Consider the following 20,883-nt stretch of genomic DNA (forward strand, 5'->3'; position numbering starts at 1 on the left):
CTCGAAGTATTACAATACTCCGTCACTTAGCCCGATTGTATATGAGGCACTTGAGACTTTTTAAGCAAGCCCTATTTAAATTTGGGGGCAAATAACCAATTTTGATCACGAATAATTTTATTCGTTTTTAATGTTAAATGAACAAAATTTTTAATGACGTGCTGAAATTTTATTCTAGCTTGGCAATCTGAAATGCTTCTATAGAGACTTTTGGATAAATGAATATTTTATTTTTACCTGATAAAATTGTAATGCCTGTTATTTCTTTCTAATTTTCTACCTTTGTGAAAGAATAAGCTAAGACTATGTTAGATTATAACACCCAAAGACCCGAAATGAAATTAAAAGAATATGGACGCAATGTCCAAATGTTGGTCAAACATTTGCGCACTGTAGAAGATAAAGAAACGCGTAATAAAATGGCTTACACTGTAGTGGATTTAATTAAGCAGTTAAGCAGCGGGCCTAAAGACCATAATAATGACAATATGCAGAAGTATTGGGATGACTTATATATCATGTCCGATTTCAATTTGGATGTTGACAGCCCATACCCAATGCCCGAAAAGGAAATATTAGGTAAAAAACCTCAGCCAGTGAAATATGCTTCTGATGAAGTGAAATTCAAGCACTATGGTAGAAATATTGAATTATTGGTAGAGAAAGCAATCAGCATTGAGGACGAAGAAGAAAAACAAGCTGCCGTTTATTATATCGGCCGATTGATGAAAACTTTCTACACCACCTGGAATAGAGACAATGTAACCGAAGAAGCTATTGCAGATAATATTGTACAATTATCAAACGGAAAATTATCGGTTGATATTGACCATGTGAAAGCTACAAATGGTTTTGATGCCATCTTCAAAGATAACAGACCAAGAAATAATAATAATAAAGGCAAAAGAACTAATAAAGGAAGCCACCAAAAAAGAAGAAAAAACTAATCAATGGCATCATTTAAAATAACCGGAGGACAAAAACTCTCTGGTGAAATTCATCCTCAAGGTGCAAAAAATGAGGCTTTACAAATTCTTTGCGCTGTATTATTAACTCCCGAGAAAGTGACCATTCACAAAGTCCCCAATATTGTGGATGTCAACAAATTGATTGATCTTTTAAGAGATTTGGGGGTTGAAGTAAACCAAATCGGAGAAGAAAGCTATGAATTTACTGCTAAAACTGTAAATCTTGATTTCTTCGGAACTGCTGAATATACTAAAAAGGCGGCTTCATTAAGAGGCTCCATAATGCTACTAGGTCCCCTTTTGGCAAGATTTGGAAAAGCCATGATCCCTAAACCCGGGGGAGATAAAATTGGCAGAAGAAGACTAGACACCCATTTCATAGGATTTCAAAAATTAGGAGCTAAGTTCCTATTCGAATCTGAAAAGAACTTTTATCATATTGATGCTTCCAGTCTGAAAGGCGCCTACATTCATTTGGATGAAGCTTCCGTTACCGGAACAGCCAATATTGTGATGGCCGCTTCTATGGCCGAAGGAAAAACTACCATTTATAATGCAGCTTGCGAGCCTTACTTGCAACAATTATGCAAGATGCTGGTGAGAATGGGGGCAAAAATTGACGGTATAGGTTCTAACCTATTGCATATTGAAGGAGTTAAAGAATTAAAAGGCACAGAACACACTATGTTGCCTGATATGATTGAAATCGGAAGTTTTATTGGCCTAGCAGCCATGACACAGTCTGAAATCACTATCAAAAATGCGGGTGTTGAGCACTTGGGTATTATTCCAGAAACTTTCCAGAGATTAGGTATTAAGATGGAATTTAGAGGGGATGATATCTTTATTCCTTCCCAGCAGCATTACGAAATAGAAACATTTATTGATGGGTCGATCATGACTATAGCTGATGCCATTTGGCCGGGCTTCACTCCCGATTTATTAAGCATAGTATTGGTTGTGGCCACGCAAGCCAAAGGAACTGTCTTAGTGCATCAGAAAATGTTTGAAAGCAGGTTGTTCTTTGTGGATAAGCTAATAGACATGGGAGCTCAAATCATCTTATGCGATCCTCATAGAGCTACCGTGATCGGTCTTGACAGGCAAATTAATTTAAGAGGCATTTCCATGACTTCCCCTGACATTAGGGCTGGGGTTTCCTTATTGATTGCCGCTTTATCAGCAGATGGCGAAAGTACCATTCATAATGTGGAACAAATTGATAGAGGCTATCAGAATATTGATACTAGATTAAAAGCATTAGGAGCTAAGATTGAAAGGGTGGAGAGTTAGAAGAGGGAAGTTAGAAGTGGGAAGTAGGAAGTTTGAAGATGGACGTAGGAAGTTAAGGTCAGTACCGAAGGACAGACCGGCTATAGCTCAAATGCATTAACAAGTTAGGACTTTAAAAAAAATACCTATCGCCAGCATCTTGCTGTTGATGGTTACTTGGTGCCTCTGGCATAGAATAATTGCTTGACCTAAAAGGAAAATTGGCTTTCCATAGCTGATATCCGCCTGAGGCGGTAGTAGTTTCCATCAGCCGGAGGCAGGCGGAAGATCAAGCTTACCAAAAAAGGTTCCTTAACCTTATAAAGTGAAAAGATTTGAGGACATTATATTTCAATAAACCTCAAGATTAAAGCCATAGGTTTCATTTTCATTAAACCACCTTCTTAAGTCTTGAAGGGCTTTTTCGTAATCGTCCACCATTAACTCTCCAAATTCATCCGTGGGAATAGGGAAATCTTTAATAGCATGAGGTAATGCTTCCATAATTCGGTAGGCGCATGTGATTTTTTGATTGCTATTTGGGTTGGGCACACTGCAATTGGCTTCATTAGATTGAATTTGGGTTTCTAAAAATTCAAATATTTTTGGTTGCCGGGTATAGATTAAATCCGGAACTATGTCATAAGCGAAGGCATCATTTATTGGTGCTTTTTGCAAGCGGTTGCTGATGTAATTGATAGCAGTTTCATCTTCCATTCGGGCTAAAGCTAATCTTATATGCCATCTTGTGACCGCGCTTTTCTTTAGTGTTAAAAGGCTTTCAAGTTTTGGGATTGCAGATTTGATTTGTAAAAAGCCTATGAGCTTTACAAAATCATTAAAATGAGGTGTTTCAGTATCTAGTTGGCTTAGAGTTCGAGTCTTTTGGTCTTCTGTGAAGATGGTATTATTGAAATTGGTCATAGCTGAGATCGCATTTCCTGCTATTCCTCTATCCTTATCATTTAATGCATTTATTTGCTGATCAATTGCTTTTTGTTTTACTGCTTCATCATCCGAAACCTGAGCAAATCTACTGCTTAAACGATATGCCTTCGCACGAATCTGGGCTGTGCTATCGGATTGATATTTTTCCAGTTCTGAGAATGGCAAATCAAAATCATTCTCTTGATCAAATAAGCTTTTGGGGGCTGTTGCGTAGCTACCGTTTTTGGCTTACCAACGTATTAGATAAGTCTTAAAAAGCGATACTTATAAAAATAATTAGATAAAATCTTTACAAATCAACTTACAGACTAAAGATCTGAAATATATTAGTTCCAAACCAATTTAATATTGTTGATTTTGAGTTCATCATCCCTTTTAGTCAGTAAAACATGGGAACGAACAAAAACCTTGTCTTCAATTAAGATACTGACAATAACTGAAAAATCGCCTGAGTTTTTCTGGACTTTTTCAATTTTATACCCGTCAATTCTCTCACCTTGTCCTCCAACCCACTGATTACCCCATAAATAGTTACATGCATCAATATTAAACATAGGCTCTGGCTTATAGTCCCATTTAATTTTCCGCATTTCTGAATTACAGTTTTCCAGCCTGCCAACTAGTTTCTTCTTATAGTCCTCAGAGAAGTAATCAATAGTATTTATCCTTTCTTTAAACTCTCTTAAATCAAAAACATAAGTAGTTTCATCTAGCTTTTCAAAAGGTGGCACCTGATAATAACTTACGCTTTTGGGATAGGCATCATTTATATACCAATCATAAAATTCATTGACAGTTTTAATTGCAACTGAATCCTCATTAGAATCAAAATTTAAACTAGTTGACTTACAACCTAAAGAGTAAATGATCATTAATAATATTAAATAAAAGTTTCTCATAATTTAATCATTTATTTCTTCACTTGGTCGAACCATGGTCACGGTATAAGTTCTTTCGTAAACACTACCTTCCCGGTATGTATCTGTAAGCGTATAATCATCTTGCTCACACAATTGATTTTCAGAACTAGTTCCTATTGTTTCATGTGCCGTTTGCGCATCATAATATCTATAACAAGTTTGATTATTGGTTGTGGTTCTTCCCACTATAACTAGCCAATGATCAGTAGTTTCATCCAAATTCCCAGGGTGTCCAGCTCGATAGTCCACTCCATCCATAATTGGAATATCATCATCAAGATACTCATTAATTAAATGAATACCATCAACTATATTATCTTGAATTTCTAATATATCATCCTCATTATTTCTAGTCATTTGAACAATATCTTCATGATTAGGTGCTACTGTTTCATATCCGGCATTTTCTAGCATATCTGCAGCTCTCCTAAAGCATCCTGCAGGATCGCTACTATCAAAACCTTCAAATTCTACATCATCTGTAATTGACATATCAAAAGGAAATATTCTAATTTCACTTGAATCTTGGAAGCCATTGGAATAACTTGAGTCAATAGACGCCACTATATTAACTAAATAATCTCCAGCTTTTATATAATCGCCATTAATATCTTTTCCAGACCATCCAATACTATCCTGATCTTGGGTATCTATAAAACTATTTTCTTTTCCAGTATCCAAATCACTATAGTTGTTAACTAAAACAGTATCATCTTCGGTAAGTTGAAAAATTTCAAACTTATTATAGCTTAAAGATAAGGTGTCCAGAATTGTATATGTAAAATTATACCTATTTTCTTTTAGTTGATAAGAGTTTGGTAAAGATTCAAATGCTACAAATTCTAAATCTTCACTCAAACCCTCAATATCTATTTCCGGAAGTAAATATGGGCAGACCATACCGAGCAATTCGCTCCATTCATTATCTGTCAATCCTTCAACATAAGGTGGCTGTTCACCATTTAATTTATCAACTAAAAATTCGAATCTATCTATAATAGATTCATTCTCTTCTATCAAGGATATCAATTCATCTTTATTGCTTTCATAATATTTTATCTTTTCTAAAACGTCCTGTAACTCGTCAACATCATCTGGCAAACAATCAGGAAAATCCGACATCTGCTTTATGATTACTTTGTCTAACGGCCCCTTCTCGTAGTTCTCTATCCATGCGTTAATTTGTTGCTTATAAAACACTAATACTTCCCTAATTAATTCTTCTTGGACATTTTGAGAATCTTGTGCATTTTCTCCTTCACCTACGTCACCGTCAGGATTATACGGCCCACTCAGCTCTCCATCCTCATCCACCACATACACATTCCCCTCTTCATCTTCTAGCACAGTTTCCCCATCTTGATTTTCATCTGCTGTTTCTGGATCTATTTCAGTAGTATTGCCCTCCGTATCGGTCACGGTGATGGTGCCCTCTTCTTCATCATATTCCACATCCGCTATTTCTCCTTCTATATCGATATCGGTGTCGGGTAGCTCCTCGAAACTATTATCCGCATTCTCTGTCTGTTCGCCTGTTCCTTCTTCGCTGAGTTCTTCAATCACTTCATCCGTATCCAAAATAAAAGGACCGTTCGGATTGAGCGTGCTTTCCACATTCCCACCTATCAATTGCTTGTCAGTGTTTACCTTGATATCATTCAGTACTGCTTCCACTCTTGCGGAGTTGAAAAGCGGGACTTCGATCAACCCCATGCCTGTATAGGTTTCACCTGTTTTGATCACTTCCGTCAGGATGACGGTGAAGCCGGCTGCCGTTATCTGGTCACCTGCGTTTAGTTCTGCTATGGGCTCCCTGTTCTCTATTAAAGGAAGATCAGATTCTGCTCCGCAATCTAAGTCTTGTACATCCTGTTCTGGAGTGGAGAGTGTCAGGGTGTTTTCTGTCGTTCCCTCTAGGGCACCACAACTAGGCAATACTCTAATCTGGTATTCTGTATTGACTTGTAGATCATAGACCACCTTGGTTTCTATGTTGGTGCCATAGTTGATCCATTTTTCTTCTCCTTTCTCTCTGATTTGGGCTACATAACGATTGTGGTTCCAGCCACCTTCCCAAGTGATGCGGATCCGGTCGGTGCCCAGTGCCTCTGCCCCCAAATTGGTAATAGGAAGGCACTCATCCCCATATTTAAACCAGCGCACTTCGCTCTTGCCTTGGTTTTTAAATAAATCCCTTCCGTTAAGGTTTATTGCTTGTACCTGCCAGGCATAGCTCCTTCCAGGGATCAGCATGGCATCGTTCAATCCATAAAAATAACTGGTGGTCATGATTCTCCTTTCAAACAGTGGACGGGTTGTCCTTGCCACTTCGTTGGCATCCCGTCCTTCTGGCCAGATCTCCCAAAGCTTGAAGATATATTCGGTTTCGAAGGCACTGTTGGGAGAGGAAGTATGTCTTGGCGTCCATTGGAACTGTACTTGCTGCGGGTCTTGTATGCGGATTTTTTCTTGAAAGGGAAGATTCAGCAATGGCGGATCGTTGAGCACCAGCCACGCTATGGAAGTACCGATATTGCTGACCCTATTGTTTCTATTATAATCCAATACCTCAATCTTAAAATGATAAAAGCCTTCTGGCAGTTTCTGGGTAGAGGCCAGTTTGTTGCGATTGATGCCGCTGACTTCCATATTTTGGATGCGGAGGTATTGGGTCAGGTCGGTGGCATCCACTTGGTAGGGGATTCCGGGGTTCAATCTGATTGGCCCAGGACTGAAGCCTTGCCTGGTTCTGAGTCTAATTCCTGCCCCTTCTATGGTGATTCGGAGTTTTGCTTGATAATCGGTCTTCGTAAAATCCTTCAACAACAACTGGATGTTCCACTTCTTTTGGCTGGCATCGCTGTAGTCTGAGAGGTACAGGCTATAAGGAGTCATCAGGTTGGAAGTGACTTGGACGGGGTTGGAGGCGTTTTGGGCCTGTGCCGATACTGATAATAATAAAGTAATGGTAATTGATAGTAAGCACACGCGGTGCGTTAGCTTTGAAATGTACTTGGAGCACGAGCTAGAAGCTCGCGCTAACATTTTGGTGCTGGAAGCTCGCGCTATCAGGTATGGTTTTGGTTGAAGTTTAATGTCTGGGGATTTCTTTGGTTCTTTCTTTATTTTAAGTCCAAAAGTATGGGTTTTGGGGCGATTTCAAAAAATAATGTTGGAAAAATTAATTGGAGGGGGATTTTAGCGGGAAATGAAATGATGAATGATTAATGATTAATGATGAATTGATTTGAGTCCATCTCTGTACCTTGTCGGTTTTAAATTAAATTCTATTCCAGTTGTCAATAATTAAGCCATCCAAAAAGCGGAAATCTTTTTCATTATCTGTGACAAGAGTTAAATTATTTTTCAATGCAGAAATACCAATAAGAAGGTCAAACTCATCATGCATTGGTGTACCTTGTTTTCTTAGACGTGTTTTCTCTTTTGCATAAAGATCTACGCATTCATAAATTGGTATTATTGATAGCCCTTTTAGAAAATCATTAACAGCCTTATGTGATTTTTTTGGGTTATTACTATTTTCAGCCCCATATTTTAATTCAAAGACACTTATTTCTGAAATAAAGCAATTTTCTCTACCGATTTGATAAATTCTATCTTTTAAATCTAGTTCTCCTCGTAAGAAGAAAATACATATACTCGTATCAAGCAAATATTGCATCAAAAATTTAGGTCTCTTGATTTAAAATTTCTGTTAGCTTTTATTTCAGAAACAATTTCCTTGGCAGATTTATCTGAGACAAATCCCCCAAATGAATCATAAAAAACTTTATCATCATTGACCGTGTTCTTAGATAGGGACTTCTCTAACTTTTCAATCAATTTAATTTTAATCCGCTTACTGAGCATATCAAATATTTTCGAATAAGAATTCACAATATGTTTTTCCACTATTGTCATATAAGTATAAAGATAACTTTTATCAGATTCTTGAGCAAACTTAAAATACGAACTATTGCTTTTTGATAATAAAAGATGGTGAAAGATGGAAATATAAAAGCACAGAGGGCAGAGGGAAGTGCTGTTTGAAGTTTGAAAAGGGAAATTGAGATTAGGACGGAAACAGCTTGAAGTGGGAAGTCCCTAGTCTGTTAATTGGGGTGGGGATTTAAGTCAGTACCGAAGGTCGGACTTTTGTGTGAAGCCTTGCTATTAAAATGAAAGATGAAGACTGAAATACCTATCGCCAGCAACTTGGTGGTGATTTATACTAGGTGCCTCTGGCACGAATAAAAGCCCCCTAGCTCCCAAAATAATTTGGCATTCTATAGCTGATATCCGCCTGATGCGAAAGTAATTTCACCAGCCGGAGGCAGGCTGACGGAAGTAAAGGTCAGCACCGAAAGTCAGACAGGAATTACCTAAGAAAATACAGAAGGGGAGTTCCAAACTAATAATTGCCAATTATAGGTGAAAGCTATTTTACTGAGCTTAGATTATGATATTCTTGTAATATCGCTTTCCAAACTTTGTATTCATTGTTTTTTTATAAATCTAAATTTATTGCCCTCTTCTTTGGATTGCAAAACTGGCGTTATTGTCATTTTCCATTGTCAAATAAATCAGTTCCCAATCATATTTAACACAAAATTCAGAAACTGCTTCAATAACTCCAAATCTACTAAATCCATCCCTTGACCATCTTACAAAATCATGTCCAGTTAAAATACCATTTTCTTTAACCTTATTCCTGTAATCTACTAATTCTTGATATGTTACCTTGTAACTATGCCCAGTATCAATATAGACCCAATCGAAGTATTGGTCAGGAAACTCATTTACAACCTCTACTGATAAACCAAGGTTTATTTCAATTTTACCTGATCTAATTTCGCTATCAAAAGTTTCTTCTACAGATTTTCGTTTTTTTTGATTATACTTGTTAGTTCCCCAATAATCAACTAAATGTAGTTTTTTTGGTTTACATTCTTTTAGAATAAGTTTTGAAAAGTGTCCCTGATCAACACCTAATTCAGCCACAATTCCATTTTCAGGCAATAATCGTAGTAAATCTAACCTACTTGGTAGTAATTTTGCATTTTCTAAAAGTTGATCTGTGAAATTATATTTAGGTATTTTCTCTTCTTGCTGCTTTCTTAATTGCAAAAGTTTTCTTTTAAAGAGCTTAAAAATTGATTTCTTTATAATCTTTGGGCCAAAGATTGTCATTCTAAATACCATAAATTGAATTTAAATAGTCTATTTAACGAAAAGAAAGTTAAGATTTTTAGCTATAATTTTCACAGATTGCTATTAAAAATAAACGACAGTAAGAAGTTTGTGTGGAATATTTTATACTTAATTCAATAAATGATATACCATCTCAGGAGAAAATAGTATGATCTTTTTTATCAGAAATAGTTACTTTTACATAAATGAAATATATAAATATGATTTTAAAAGCATTAAAACTTAGGATGACTAAAATTACCCATCGTAAAGTTTCAATATCAAAAATCAAATGGAAAGTCCAATATCAAGATACAAGATTAAAACTTTCTTGATAAATTAGTTTACTTTGCAACATTATAAAATCCGTTGAGAATATTATAAAAACTATTAATTTATTCTGTAGTATGAAAAAAAGAAATGTGATTTTTGGAGTTGGGGGATTTGGAAGAGAAGTTTTAAGTTGTATGCTTGATTCATATAAAGGAACTGGCATAGACATTTCGAAAACCACAGTTTTTATGGACGAGGATCCAAAATGGATCAATCAAACCATAAATGGTTTAAAAGTTATTTCAAAGGAAGAGTTTAATGTGAAAAATGATGAATTAATAATTGCTGTTGGTGATCCTAAGACTAGACAAAAAATTGCAAATAGCTTTCCAAAAGAGACAACTTATTTTTCAATTATTCATCCTTCAGCAATCATATCACCGTGGACTAAAATTGGGAAAGGAGCTATAATTACAGCTGGCACAATTATCACTTGTAATATTGAAATTGGAGACCACTGTCATTTAAATTTAAATACCACAATTGGTCATGATTGCAAAATAGGAAATTACTTTACAACTGCTCCAGGAGTTAATATTAGTGGCAATTGTATAATTGAAGACAATGTATATTTCGGAACAGCCTCTGCTATTAGACAAGGAATAAATGTAGTCAATAATGTAACTATCGGTATGGGTTGTATGGTTGTTAAGAATATTGTAGAAAGTGGAGTCTACATCGGCAATCCAGCTAAAAAATTGAAGTAAATTACGAAATAGGCACTTCCGCTTTATTTCGTCAAATCCTTCTGTTATGTATTTTTTCTTAACAGGTCGCTATGATTAGCTTGAAACAATAAAATTCTATTTATTTTTTACACTAGCTCATTTAAATACACAGTTTCCAATTCTCTCCAAATTGTTTGACTACTAAATTGTTTAGAAAAAGAAATTCCATTTTGAGACATCTTTTCTCTTAATTTTAAGTCTGCAATTAATAAATTAATCTTTTCAGCCAATTTCTCAACGTTTTTCTTCGGCACAATAAAACCATTAAAATTATCCGAAACTGCATCCCTACAACCTGTTACATTATTGGTAATGGCAGGTATTCCTAAAGCAGCCGCTTGAATTAACACATTACCAAATCCTTCTCTATAAGAGGGCAATACCAATACATCGAAATTTGCCATAAAATATTCGACAGAGCTTTGAAAACCCACATAAATTAAGTTTTTATCCAGATCTCTATTTTTAAGCTCATGAGCAATCTCATCTGATTCCAAACTTCCGACCAATAACAATTGAACCTTTGAATGCATTCTTTTAATCATATCATAAGCTAAAAACAACTCCTTTAATCCTTTATCAGGATGTAATCTTCCAGCATAACCTATAGTGAAGTAATCTTTGTTAATACCGTAATCAGTTATTACCTTATTTAGTTTTGAATTATTTAATTTAGTTCTGTTAAATTTTTCTAAATTAATGCCATTACTACTTCCTTTCCCTAATACTACAGTTTTTACCTCTTTAAAAACCCCCTCACTTACTGCCAATTCTTTCAGACTTGGACTGATACAAATAATTTGATGTGCAAATCTTCCACAAACTGTTTCTAAGGTTTTTAAAATTTGTTTTTTTAGTCCTAATTCCGTCTCAAATCGGAATCCTCTACAAGTGTAGATACGGTTTGGCACCCTTAAAAGCCAGGAAGCTGTCATTAAAATTAATGAGGCTTTAGGAGTACCAGCGTTGACGATAGTTGGTTTGATTTGCCTTAACAATCTTATGGAGGAAAAAAGTGACTTAATATCTTTTAAAAGTGAGATTTCACGTTCAAAGTCAATAGGATGTGTAATGCCACCCTCTCTCTCTACCAGTGCTCTTGTCTTTGCTGCAACTTTTGTAATAATATGTACTTCATAACCCTTATCTTGAAAATATTTAACCTGACCAGTTATAAGTATAGCACTGACATCTGCAGTATACGCTAAAACAATTTTCTTTTTATTCTTTAACATTAGCTATTATCGATTGAAAAAAAGCTTTTCGTCTGTCATTCAATTTAAAGTATTGATAGTCCTTAGCTCTTTTAAAATTACGTATACTTTGATCTCTTAATAATTCCGGAGAATTTAAGAAGCTTTTAAGCTGATGTGACAAAGTATTGTAATCACCTGTTTGATGTAATGCCTTACTTGACAATAATTCAGGAATTCCACCTGTTGTTGCTCCCAAAACTGGACATGCCCTGCTCATGGCCTCAATGACAGAACGAGGTAAACCTTCTTGCCGCGAAGGATGAACATAAAGATGAAGCTGATCCAAAAAATTTAAAATCTCTGCTCCGGATTTCAATTTTCCAATTATTTTCACCTGTTCTGATACATTATATTCAATAGCTAATTTTTTTACCCAATCAGCATTACCCGGACCTACCATTCTTATTTCAAATGGAGGTAAATCCTTTTTTACTTTTGATAAAGCTTTAATTATTTCTTCATGACCTTTATATCGAACATTAAAGGAACCAATTAATCCAATAATACAGGTGGATTTATTATCTGCTTTCGATAATAAATCCTGCTTATTCAGTAAAGCAGTTTCATTCATATCCGGAATAATTGCATTAGTAGCATGAATACTTTTTCCTTTAGTAGGGTATCTTTTTTGCAAGAATTTTTCTGTCACATAAACAGCATAGTCGGCATTTCTAACTGCCCATTTCTGTCGTAAATAAGCAAAAGGAGCAATAAATCTCCCTAAAACACTTCCATGATTCCAGTAGGCATCCCATGGACAACCCACCACCTCCACCCAATACGGTTTTTTATGTTTCTTAGATATTCTGATGGCATTATATGGCATTTCGCCCGGCACTCTGGCAGCAATTGCGGAAACTTTCCTAAGCTCTTTTTCAAGCTTTTTATTGATAAAAAATAGATTTTTCAGAAATGCCTTGAGGCTTGAAATGTATTCAAAGGATTTAAATTCCACATCTGGTAAATCCGACTTACTAAGATTCTTAATTTGCTCAGTATCCGGTTCCTCTATCAGAGTTCCCATTACCACTAAATTATCAGCTACTTCCAGATACCGCTTCCACGCTTCCGCAGCCATTGGGCCCGAAGAATAAACATCTGACTTATTTACATAATATCGATGATCGTAAATAAATGCAATAGAATTAACCTTCATGAAACCGATATTTATACCATTCTAGTAAAACGAAAATATTCCAAAGCTTATCAGCATTTATTGGCTGGCCTTTAGACATTTTTCTATTTAATTTAAAGATCTCTTTTGGATTTGATATTCCTAGATCTGCCCATTTTGCAGATCGAAGTAATTCCTTCCACTCAGTGTTTAATTCTCCTAGCATCCATTTATATACAGGAATATCGAACCCCTTTTTCGGCCGTTCAAAAACATCTGGACTAATAAATCCTGAAAGATATCGCTTCAACAGTATTTTAGATTGATTTACATAATCAAGATCATCAAGATCATCAAGATCATAAATAAATGCAACCTTAAATGACACCTAAAAATACCTTTTCGTACTGACGGGAAACTACTTCTGTATTATACCTCCGCGATTGATTTAGTGCTGCTTTACTCAAATTAGCATAAATTACGTTCCCCTTTTTTAGGTCTATGATCTTTTTCGCCATAGCTTCATGATCACCAACGGGTACTAAAAAACCATTTTTACCCTCCTCAATAATTTCCGATGGACCATAAGGACAGTTTGTAGCTACGACAGGAAGACCATATGACATTGCTTCCACTATCACATTGCCAAAGCCCTCCCATCTACTAGATAAAAGCAATATATCAGCTGATATATAATACTTCCCAGGATCTGAAACATATCCTTCAAAAAATACTTGTTTCTCAATTCCCATTAATTTCACTTGGTCTTTTAGGCTTTCCTCTAATTTTCCATCCCCTAATATTCGCAGATTAAATTCAGTTCCTGATTTCTTTAAAACCTCAACTGTCCTCAACATGGTAGGGTAATCTTTTTGCTCCACTAGTCTACCAACCGCTAATAAAGCTATTGGGTCATTCAATCTATTTCTCGCGGATTCTACAAAGGTATTGGTGTCATCAATACCAATATTAGGAATAATAGAAAAACTACCAATTGTAGCAGGTATCATTCTTTCATAGGCTTTCGCAACTCCTGCTGATAAAGAAATACATTTAGAAGCGGAACCGTATGTCTTTTTAGCCAGCTCTTTTACAGAGGTGCCAATTACACCAGATAAATGATTCGGATTATTCTGCACCCCAATAATCGATGGTATCTCAATCTTTAGCGCTTTCATTAAGGACAGTAAAGCAACGTTGGGGCCATCCTGTAGTGAAAAAATTAAATCCGGCTTATATGATGTGATCTCTTTTTTAAGCCTGGGAATAGATTTTAGGAGTGATAGCGTATATGATCTAATATTTCGGTTAGGATATGATAGCTCTATTTCATCATTTAGCAGTGACTCATATCCACCTCCTCTTTGTGTTACTACAATTTTCACCTTCCAGCCTCTTTCCCATAGACCATTGCACAACCTCACCAGATGCTTTTCCGCACCACCTCTATGAATCTTTGAAGAAAAAATCAGGATCTTATTCATCGAGTCTGACAATTAATTTTTTACACTTTTCAACTTCCTCTTTGAAATAATCCCGAAGTGAGTCTAAGGCAACCATACTATCCCCGGATAGCTTTTGTTTTTTAGAATCTCCATGTACAATTTTTTTATAGCGGCCTTTTATTGGTGTCAAGAGCGGGGAATGTCTCAAAGACCCAAAGGCACTTTTCAAAAAACCATGTAATTGTGGATACTTAATTGATAAGGTTTTATTCTTGCTTGATTCCTTTATTGATATAGGGTCTAACCCGAGCCAGCTGAAAATAAGAGATGTGGTTTCTTCTTGTCTTTCTATTAAATCCTCAAATGAAATAAGTAGTACATTACTTGATCCAAGTTCCTGCTTCCATCTCTTCAAATGATCAGAATATGTTGAAATATGCAGTTCCTGTTCCAGAATATACTTGCTTTTTCGATGAGAAACATAATCAAGACTATTTCCCTTAAGTAGATCAGTGACATATTGACTAAAAGTGATAGACTGGGGTAATCGCCCGAGCATATCTCTTGTAAAAAAAAAACTTGACATCACCCGATCTGCAGGATCTCTGTAAACAGCGATTGCTTTAGACTCCCCACCCATGCTCGCAATAACTTTTAATGTCTCCTCTTGATACAATAAATGAGTTGTACCCTCTAAGATGTATTCCGCCTTTTTGGTGGAAAGTTCAAAAAACTGCGTCCATCCCTCTGCACCTTCTCTCCAATAATTAGAAGAACTATTTAACAGACCAAATTCTTGATCCAGCAAATAGAAGGTTTCCTTCGGTGATGAACTTACTACGGAAGGATGTTGCGAAAGAAGTGAAAAAAGAGTGCTAGTACCTGCCTTAGGTGGGCCGATTAGCCAAAGATTGGGAAACATATTATTTACTTGTTATAAGCTTTCTGCTTTTTCTAAATTAATTTTACCTTTTTAAGAGCTATAATAGCTTCTTAGGCAGGCTAGTTTAAACTAAATTGCCAGCCCAGTGTTGATCAAAAAACTATTTAGAATAACTTCTTAAATACTATCTTTAACTAGTATGCCAACATATCGGTCTCCAGCTGAAGTAATCGAGTGAGAAACATAAGGTTTTTTTCCAATATCTTCGGCAAATTCCTTAAACGCCATATTGTCCCCTATATCATCAGAAATAAAAATACCTCCCGGCTTTAGGCTTTTCCAGAGTTTGGGGTAGGTTCTCATTCTACCTTCATATGATTTATCGCTATCATAATGACAAAGATCATAGGATGGGTGTAACTTAAAAGCCTTTTCAAGCCCTGAGATATCAGCTTCTTTGTATAAAACCCAATTTTCTCTCAGATCATTCGGAACTGCAATCCCAATATATCGATTTGTCTCTTTATCCGGCACAGGTTTATCTGTACTGACTAATCTACCATTACTATTTTTAATTGCAGAAAGAATAACTAAAGAAGACCAACCAAAGGCAACTCCGGTTTCAATGATTCTATTAGCCTTAGATAAGACAATCAAATTGTACATTAAGTGTAAATTACCTTCATCCCCTAACACTACATCAGCGCTATTTAGATCTTTCTTCTTTTCTTCTATGTAATTCACTAAATCAGATGGCAAAGCCACAGAATCACTATTTGTCGTATTTCTAATTATTTCATCATCGGCTATCTTCATTTCTTTACACCACTTTTCAGCTTCAATACTTTTATCAAATTTTTCTCTACCAACTATTAACCAACGAAATCTTCTTTTGATTGCAAAAAAGAAATGATTCCAGTGATTAGGATTCCTTAAATACCATAAAAGCCTCTTGACAAACGAAAAATTCTTAACCATACCCTTTTTTTAATAAACTTGATAATTATTGTGCCCTTGATGAAACCTCAAAGTTTAGGGCAGTATTTTTTGACTTTGTAAACATAGCAGATAAGAGTGAGTTTTCCTTACTCCCACATCAAAAAATCAGATCATAGATTTTTGATTTGCTCAGGAATTGTGGAACGCTTATCTAAAAACAATGGATCTCTATAGTGGTATTCAGGAACTTAATGAAGAATTTTTGAAAAATTGAAAAATATACCTTTGGCACATTTTAGAAAGCCTACAATAGAAAAAGATTACTCGTTAACTTAAATCAGTCTTAAATATTTCAATACGAGAAAAATAAAAATAGAGCTCTGTAATAGTGCAGTTAGCACCAATGTAGACATACTAAAGCCTGAAATCAATATAAAAACATAAAATATAACGACACCCGGCACAAAATAATACTGCCTAAAAGTATTTACGATAAGTTTGGATAATACACCTTGCACAAAGGCTATAATTATCACTCCTAAATATCCGAAATTCCAAAAAGCTTCCGCATTAGGAGGAGGGGGTACGCCTCCCCCACTATTAAAAATTTCTCTCCCTGTATAATATCCAGCACTGTGTGGTTTATCAGACCATATTGCACGAGGGATCCAAAACATGATAAAAGCTACATAACTCTTCCCATACAAATAATCTATTTCATCTGGAACCTTATCATAAATAGCTATTGAAGTACCCAAACCTGCCCATGCTTCAGCTTCCTGGCCAGCATCCTCTATGTTTTCTTTAATATCGAACTCAATATTCTCCCATGCAAATCGACCTTGATTATAGGTTGATTCAGACCTTATCTGACCTAAAAGACCAAATAAAAACACTGCTACAAAAAAACTGATGACAGGTACTACTTTTGGAATTTTATGCGTTTTTATCATATACACCACAAAGAATGCTAAAATGACAGTAATAACAGATGACCTAGAACCAGTAGAGAAAAAACCAACGGAAATTGTCAGGAGTAAAATCAGCAAAAAAACAGGATTTCTAAAGACTTTAGTTCCTTTCAGCAAATACCAAATTAGTGGAATAAAATAAGCAACCTTAAGCAATCTCATTATGGGACCTAATCCTTCAGCTGCTTTATCTCTGCCTCCAGCCAAACCCCAAGTTGAAATCCAACTCGTGACGCCTCCTACGCTATAAAAGAATACCATGATTACGATAACAGCAACTAATGACAATAAGTAGAATCTCTTTTGTGACGCTGTTTTAGCAATACCTTTTAGCTGCAAACTTAGCTGTGGATTAGAATAGAAATAACCAACATAAACAAAAATTATCCAAATGAATGTTAAAAAGGTAGATTGTAGGTTAAGGTCAATCAGTGAATACGGTGGAATATAGCCAGCACTTGTAGTGTTAAGAATCACGCCATTCTCGTAGCTTAATTCAAAAAAGCCAACTGGGTTTTTGGCAAATCCTTTAAATAACCCTATTAAATCCGGGAAGATAAGCAGATGTAGTAAACCAAAACCGCGGAGAAAGAAAGGAAATATACCTAAAGCGCCAGTTAGTATATTCAAAATTACTATAGTAATAATGGCAACACTAGGTTCCTTTTCATGTGCCAATTGCAATAGATTTTCAGTTAGTACAAACACTACAAAGTATAGTACTATTAAAAATTTAACCAGAACTGGTATTTCAATGAAAACGTTCAGTTTTTTATTCAAGAGAAATAAATTGATTTATATTGTTCAATATTATGAATTTTATCAAATTTCCCTACTGCAAGCACTCTACCATTTGCTGCATATTCTTGATACATTTTGGTATTGGAAGATAGTTCCAAAACTTTATCAAAGAAAGATCGGTAGTCACCTTGTTTAGCAACCAACCCACATCGATTTTTTTCTAAAATTTCTTTGGCACTAGTTACATTGAAAGAAACAAAAGGTTTGCCACATGCTATGCTTTCAATCATACACCTCGCCATACCTTCTCTTTTGGAGGCTAAGATCACCAAATCAGCAGCATAGTAAAATTCATGAATATCTTTTTTAAAGCCATGAAAAGTATAATGATTGTCTGCCTTATTTTTGCTTACAATTTCCTCACATTGCGTAGCATATTCATTAAAGTCACCAACAAAATGAATATGAACATTATTCTTTTTTACAAATTCAAGTGATTCGGTTATGAATTCCTTTTGATTCTTCACTTCTTTAAAAGCTGCTGGGTAAACTAGATTTAATTGATTTTCATCAAAATTAAATTCGCAGGCTAGTTTATTTTTCACACTATTACTAGCTGGTTTAAATTTATCTAAATCTACAATACTGTAAATTACACTTGACTTCTTCTTTAGACTATTTTGATTTTTCACAGGTAGCCGAGTTAAAAGTTCATTTTTCATTTCACATGAAAGAGAAACTATATAATCACAAAGATCTACAATTTTCCATTTAAGACTGTAAACTTGGTTTGGCTCTTTTACTGCTCTAATATTAAATAAAATTCTTTTTTGAAACAATTTTGATAAAAAGACTCCATTTAATAAAACCAAAATATCATTAAAATGTGTGACTTTAATATTATGGCTCAAAAAGACCTTAAGCATAATGAATTGAAAAAGAATCAAATTAAATAGTCTATTAAATAGACCGAAATTTTCGTTTTGCTTGAAAAGGTAAACTTTTAGGCCTCTTGATTTTGCTTTTCGGGTAATATCAGAAGCCCTATTCGTCAATAGAACTGGCTGATATTCTTGAAGTCCTTGAATCACTTCCCATAAACTATTTACTCCACCATTGGCCTGATTTGGAGTTTGATAAAAAACATATAAAATCCTCTTTTCATTCATAATCTTTGTGAATAACCTGCATTATATTTTTTGCTCTTTTATCCCAAGTGTATTTCTGCTTGAAGTCTTGATATGCATGAAAGGCAATTAAATCTCTCTTTTCTGAATTTTGTTTTAATGATTCTATGGCTTCAACCCACTCATTTGCATTTTCTGGATCACAAAAAACAGCATTTTCAGTATTTAATACTTCATGCAGAACTGGTAAATCAGAAATAATTATAGGCTTTTTGGTTGACATATATTCGAAAACCTTCAGCGGACTCATATAATCTACAGTATTTTTTAGTCCGCCCCATATCTTCACCTCCTTCTGGTAGGGAGCAAGTAATATATCCATTGATTTTCGAAGTGCTCCTACTTTAGAAGGTGGTAAAAATCCATGAAAAATAATATTTCGAGGGGGTCTATTTCCTTTATGCCTTTTGATATCTGTGTCATTCCCTCCAATCAAATGAAAATAATATTCTGGTAGCTGCTTAGCCATTTCAAAAATCAACTCTATCCCCCTACCTTCGTACAGATGACCAACATAACCAATATGAAACCCGTCTACTAATCTTTCAGGTATATGTTGACCTTCAGAAGCAGCATCGTGTGCCACCAACATACGTTCCTTTGAAATGTCAGCAGCCATAAAAATTTTTTTTAAAGCTTCTGATATCACAATAATCTTCCTTAATCTAGCATTGCTATGAAACTTTCTGGATAGAAAACCACGCCAACCTCTATATTCTGGCAAAGGTTGATGAAATTCATGATATACATTTAAACCAAAAAGACAAGCAAATAATGCCCCCCAATAATCTCTACTATAAATAATTGCTTTATTTTTTTTAGCAAAAATAGCAGCCTGTATCGCGCGGATATACACCCCCCCAGTTATAGAAGGTTTTTTTATGAATTTAATTTTGAAAGTTTCAGGAACACCGTAGAACTTAAATACATTAGTTACTTCCCGTTCAACTTGATTATTAGTAAATTTCGGAACTACAAGGGTAATTTGATTTCCCAAATCAGACATGGCAGCACACATCTGCATTACGTGAATGCTATTTGCAGCTCTTGATGGGATAATTGATTCGGCTAAATAAAATATTTTCACAAACTCTTTTTTAATTGATTGTTTAAATCTTTTAAAATATCATTAGTGTAAAATAGAAATTCATTAATTTCTTTCTCTGACCACTCAGGAAAACTTGAGTAAGCACCTTTACCAGGTTTCTTAGTCCGTATTTCTTCAAACCTATTTTCAGTAATTTCAGATACTCCTAAAAACTTACAACAATTTTGATAACTTGAGTAATCAAAATCTTCTAGCTTCACTAGATAAATTTTAGCTGGATGACTCTTCAATTCAGAGAGCCCCGTTTTATATACCTGCCTCCACATCCAGGATATTTTCCCTACTCTTGTTAATGTTTGCCAACCATCCAATTCCCTTCTCGTATTTGGATGAAATCTACCAAAAAAATGATTGGGACTTTGATACTCATATTGATACCCTGGCAACCGATGCTGATCAATTTGAAATGCTAACTTATGGTCTAAATACCAACCCTTATTATAATGTGATTCAATAACTTTTTTAGGATCTCTATATATTAGAATAACTTTAGTATTCAAGTGTTTAATGAAATCAGAAATATGTAAGGACAGGTATGGATTTGACTCAAAAAATATCTTATTCTCTGATTTTGCCTCCTTAATTAAGTAATTTCTAGAAGACAATAAAGGATAGGTATCAACATCAAGACCATACCATTTTGCATATTGATAGAAGCTATCTGCAGTAGAATTACCAACTTCATCTAAGTGAAGTGCATCAACATTTTTAGAATTATCAAATAATTTTGCCATGAAGTGAGTGCCACTTCTACCCATACCTGTGCAAAGGAGAAAATTGTCATTGACGAAATCATTATAATAAGACAATGATTTGAACGGATTATCATTAATAGCCTTTGGTGAGCCTAGTAGTAATTTCTTTATTGAATTTAACATAT

At 35.0% G+C, this 20,883-nt stretch carries 18 protein-coding genes; 3 read left to right on the plus strand and 15 right to left on the minus strand.

Going from position 1 to position 20,883, the window contains the following annotated elements:
* Positions 1-305 precede the first annotated feature (305 nt).
* Entirely contained in the window at positions 306-947 is a 642-nt protein-coding gene (locus FTRAC_RS02850; protein ID WP_013452724.1) for a DUF4290 domain-containing protein, read from the plus strand.
* A 3-nt stretch (positions 948-950) separates the two neighbouring features.
* Complete coding sequence (murA, locus tag FTRAC_RS02855; protein WP_013452725.1) at positions 951-2,261, plus strand: UDP-N-acetylglucosamine 1-carboxyvinyltransferase; 1,311 nt, start codon at positions 951-953, stop codon at positions 2,259-2,261.
* 330 nt (positions 2,262-2,591) lie between these two features.
* Here murA and FTRAC_RS02860 read toward each other — a convergent pair whose 3' ends face one another.
* The 5 genes from FTRAC_RS02860 to FTRAC_RS02890 all read right to left on the minus strand — a co-directional run bounded on the left by FTRAC_RS02860 (position 2,592) and on the right by FTRAC_RS02890 (position 9,235).
* Positions 2,592-3,353 (minus strand): hypothetical protein, encoded by a 762-nt coding sequence (locus FTRAC_RS02860; RefSeq protein WP_013452726.1) that lies wholly within the window; start codon positions 3,351-3,353, stop codon positions 2,592-2,594.
* Positions 3,354-3,514: 161 nt separating this feature from the next.
* Positions 3,515-4,087: a hypothetical protein gene (locus FTRAC_RS02865; RefSeq protein ID WP_013452727.1), complete on the minus strand. Its 573-nt coding sequence runs from the start codon at positions 4,085-4,087 to the stop codon at positions 3,515-3,517.
* Between the two features lie 3 nt (positions 4,088-4,090).
* Positions 4,091-7,096: a fibronectin type III domain-containing protein gene (locus FTRAC_RS02870; protein WP_013452728.1), complete on the minus strand. Its 3,006-nt coding sequence runs from the start codon at positions 7,094-7,096 to the stop codon at positions 4,091-4,093.
* 292 nt (positions 7,097-7,388) lie between these two features.
* Complete coding sequence (locus tag FTRAC_RS02880) at positions 7,389-7,790, minus strand: PIN domain-containing protein (protein WP_013452729.1); 402 nt, start codon at positions 7,788-7,790, stop codon at positions 7,389-7,391.
* Positions 7,791-8,629: 839 nt separating this feature from the next.
* Positions 8,630-9,235 carry a class I SAM-dependent methyltransferase gene (locus FTRAC_RS02890; RefSeq protein WP_185094426.1) on the minus strand — a complete coding sequence of 202 codons (606 nt, stop codon included), beginning with the start codon at positions 9,233-9,235 and terminating at the stop codon, positions 8,630-8,632.
* A 470-nt stretch (positions 9,236-9,705) separates the two neighbouring features.
* Between FTRAC_RS02890 and FTRAC_RS02895 the strand changes: the two genes are divergently transcribed.
* Positions 9,706-10,338, plus strand: a complete 633-nt coding sequence (locus FTRAC_RS02895; protein ID WP_013452732.1) for an acetyltransferase — start codon at positions 9,706-9,708, stop codon at positions 10,336-10,338.
* Positions 10,339-10,445: 107 nt separating this feature from the next.
* Here the strand turns inward: FTRAC_RS02895 and FTRAC_RS02900 are convergent, their stop codons facing one another.
* From FTRAC_RS02900 to FTRAC_RS02945, 10 genes are all read right to left on the minus strand, one after another.
* Positions 10,446-11,594 (minus strand): glycosyltransferase family 4 protein, encoded by a 1,149-nt coding sequence (locus FTRAC_RS02900; RefSeq protein WP_013452733.1) that lies wholly within the window; start codon positions 11,592-11,594, stop codon positions 10,446-10,448.
* Positions 11,581-12,771, minus strand: a complete 1,191-nt coding sequence (locus FTRAC_RS02905) for a glycosyltransferase family 4 protein (RefSeq protein ID WP_013452734.1) — start codon at positions 12,769-12,771, stop codon at positions 11,581-11,583. Before FTRAC_RS02905 ends, FTRAC_RS02900 begins: the two co-directional genes overlap by 14 nt.
* Complete coding sequence (locus FTRAC_RS02910) at positions 12,761-13,117, minus strand: asparagine synthase-related protein (protein WP_041649461.1); 357 nt, start codon at positions 13,115-13,117, stop codon at positions 12,761-12,763. The genes FTRAC_RS02905 and FTRAC_RS02910 overlap by 11 nt, the downstream gene beginning before the upstream one ends.
* Positions 13,107-14,213: a glycosyltransferase gene (locus FTRAC_RS19105; RefSeq protein WP_013452735.1), complete on the minus strand. Its 1,107-nt coding sequence runs from the start codon at positions 14,211-14,213 to the stop codon at positions 13,107-13,109. Before FTRAC_RS19105 ends, FTRAC_RS02910 begins: the two co-directional genes overlap by 11 nt.
* A complete protein-coding gene (locus tag FTRAC_RS02920; protein WP_013452736.1) occupies positions 14,206-15,096 on the minus strand; it encodes a sulfotransferase family protein in 891 nt (296 codons plus the stop codon). The genes FTRAC_RS19105 and FTRAC_RS02920 overlap by 8 nt, the downstream gene beginning before the upstream one ends.
* 138 nt (positions 15,097-15,234) lie before the next feature.
* Complete coding sequence (locus tag FTRAC_RS02925; protein WP_013452737.1) at positions 15,235-16,035, minus strand: O-methyltransferase; 801 nt, start codon at positions 16,033-16,035, stop codon at positions 15,235-15,237.
* 293 nt (positions 16,036-16,328) lie between these two features.
* Positions 16,329-17,747, minus strand: a complete 1,419-nt coding sequence (locus tag FTRAC_RS02930; protein ID WP_013452738.1) for an O-antigen polymerase — start codon at positions 17,745-17,747, stop codon at positions 16,329-16,331.
* Positions 17,744-18,877 carry a glycosyltransferase family 4 protein gene (locus FTRAC_RS02935; protein WP_013452739.1) on the minus strand — a complete coding sequence of 378 codons (1,134 nt, stop codon included), beginning with the start codon at positions 18,875-18,877 and terminating at the stop codon, positions 17,744-17,746. The genes FTRAC_RS02930 and FTRAC_RS02935 overlap by 4 nt, the downstream gene beginning before the upstream one ends.
* Positions 18,870-19,982: a glycosyltransferase gene (locus tag FTRAC_RS02940; RefSeq protein ID WP_013452740.1), complete on the minus strand. Its 1,113-nt coding sequence runs from the start codon at positions 19,980-19,982 to the stop codon at positions 18,870-18,872. Before FTRAC_RS02940 ends, FTRAC_RS02935 begins: the two co-directional genes overlap by 8 nt.
* Positions 19,979-20,881 carry a sulfotransferase domain-containing protein gene (locus FTRAC_RS02945; RefSeq protein ID WP_013452741.1) on the minus strand — a complete coding sequence of 301 codons (903 nt, stop codon included), beginning with the start codon at positions 20,879-20,881 and terminating at the stop codon, positions 19,979-19,981. The genes FTRAC_RS02940 and FTRAC_RS02945 overlap by 4 nt, the downstream gene beginning before the upstream one ends.
* Between the last annotated feature and the right edge of the window lie 2 nt (positions 20,882-20,883).

The sequence above is a fragment of the Marivirga tractuosa DSM 4126 genome (genome assembly GCF_000183425.1).
Taxonomy (GTDB): domain Bacteria; phylum Bacteroidota; class Bacteroidia; order Cytophagales; family Cyclobacteriaceae; genus Marivirga; species Marivirga tractuosa.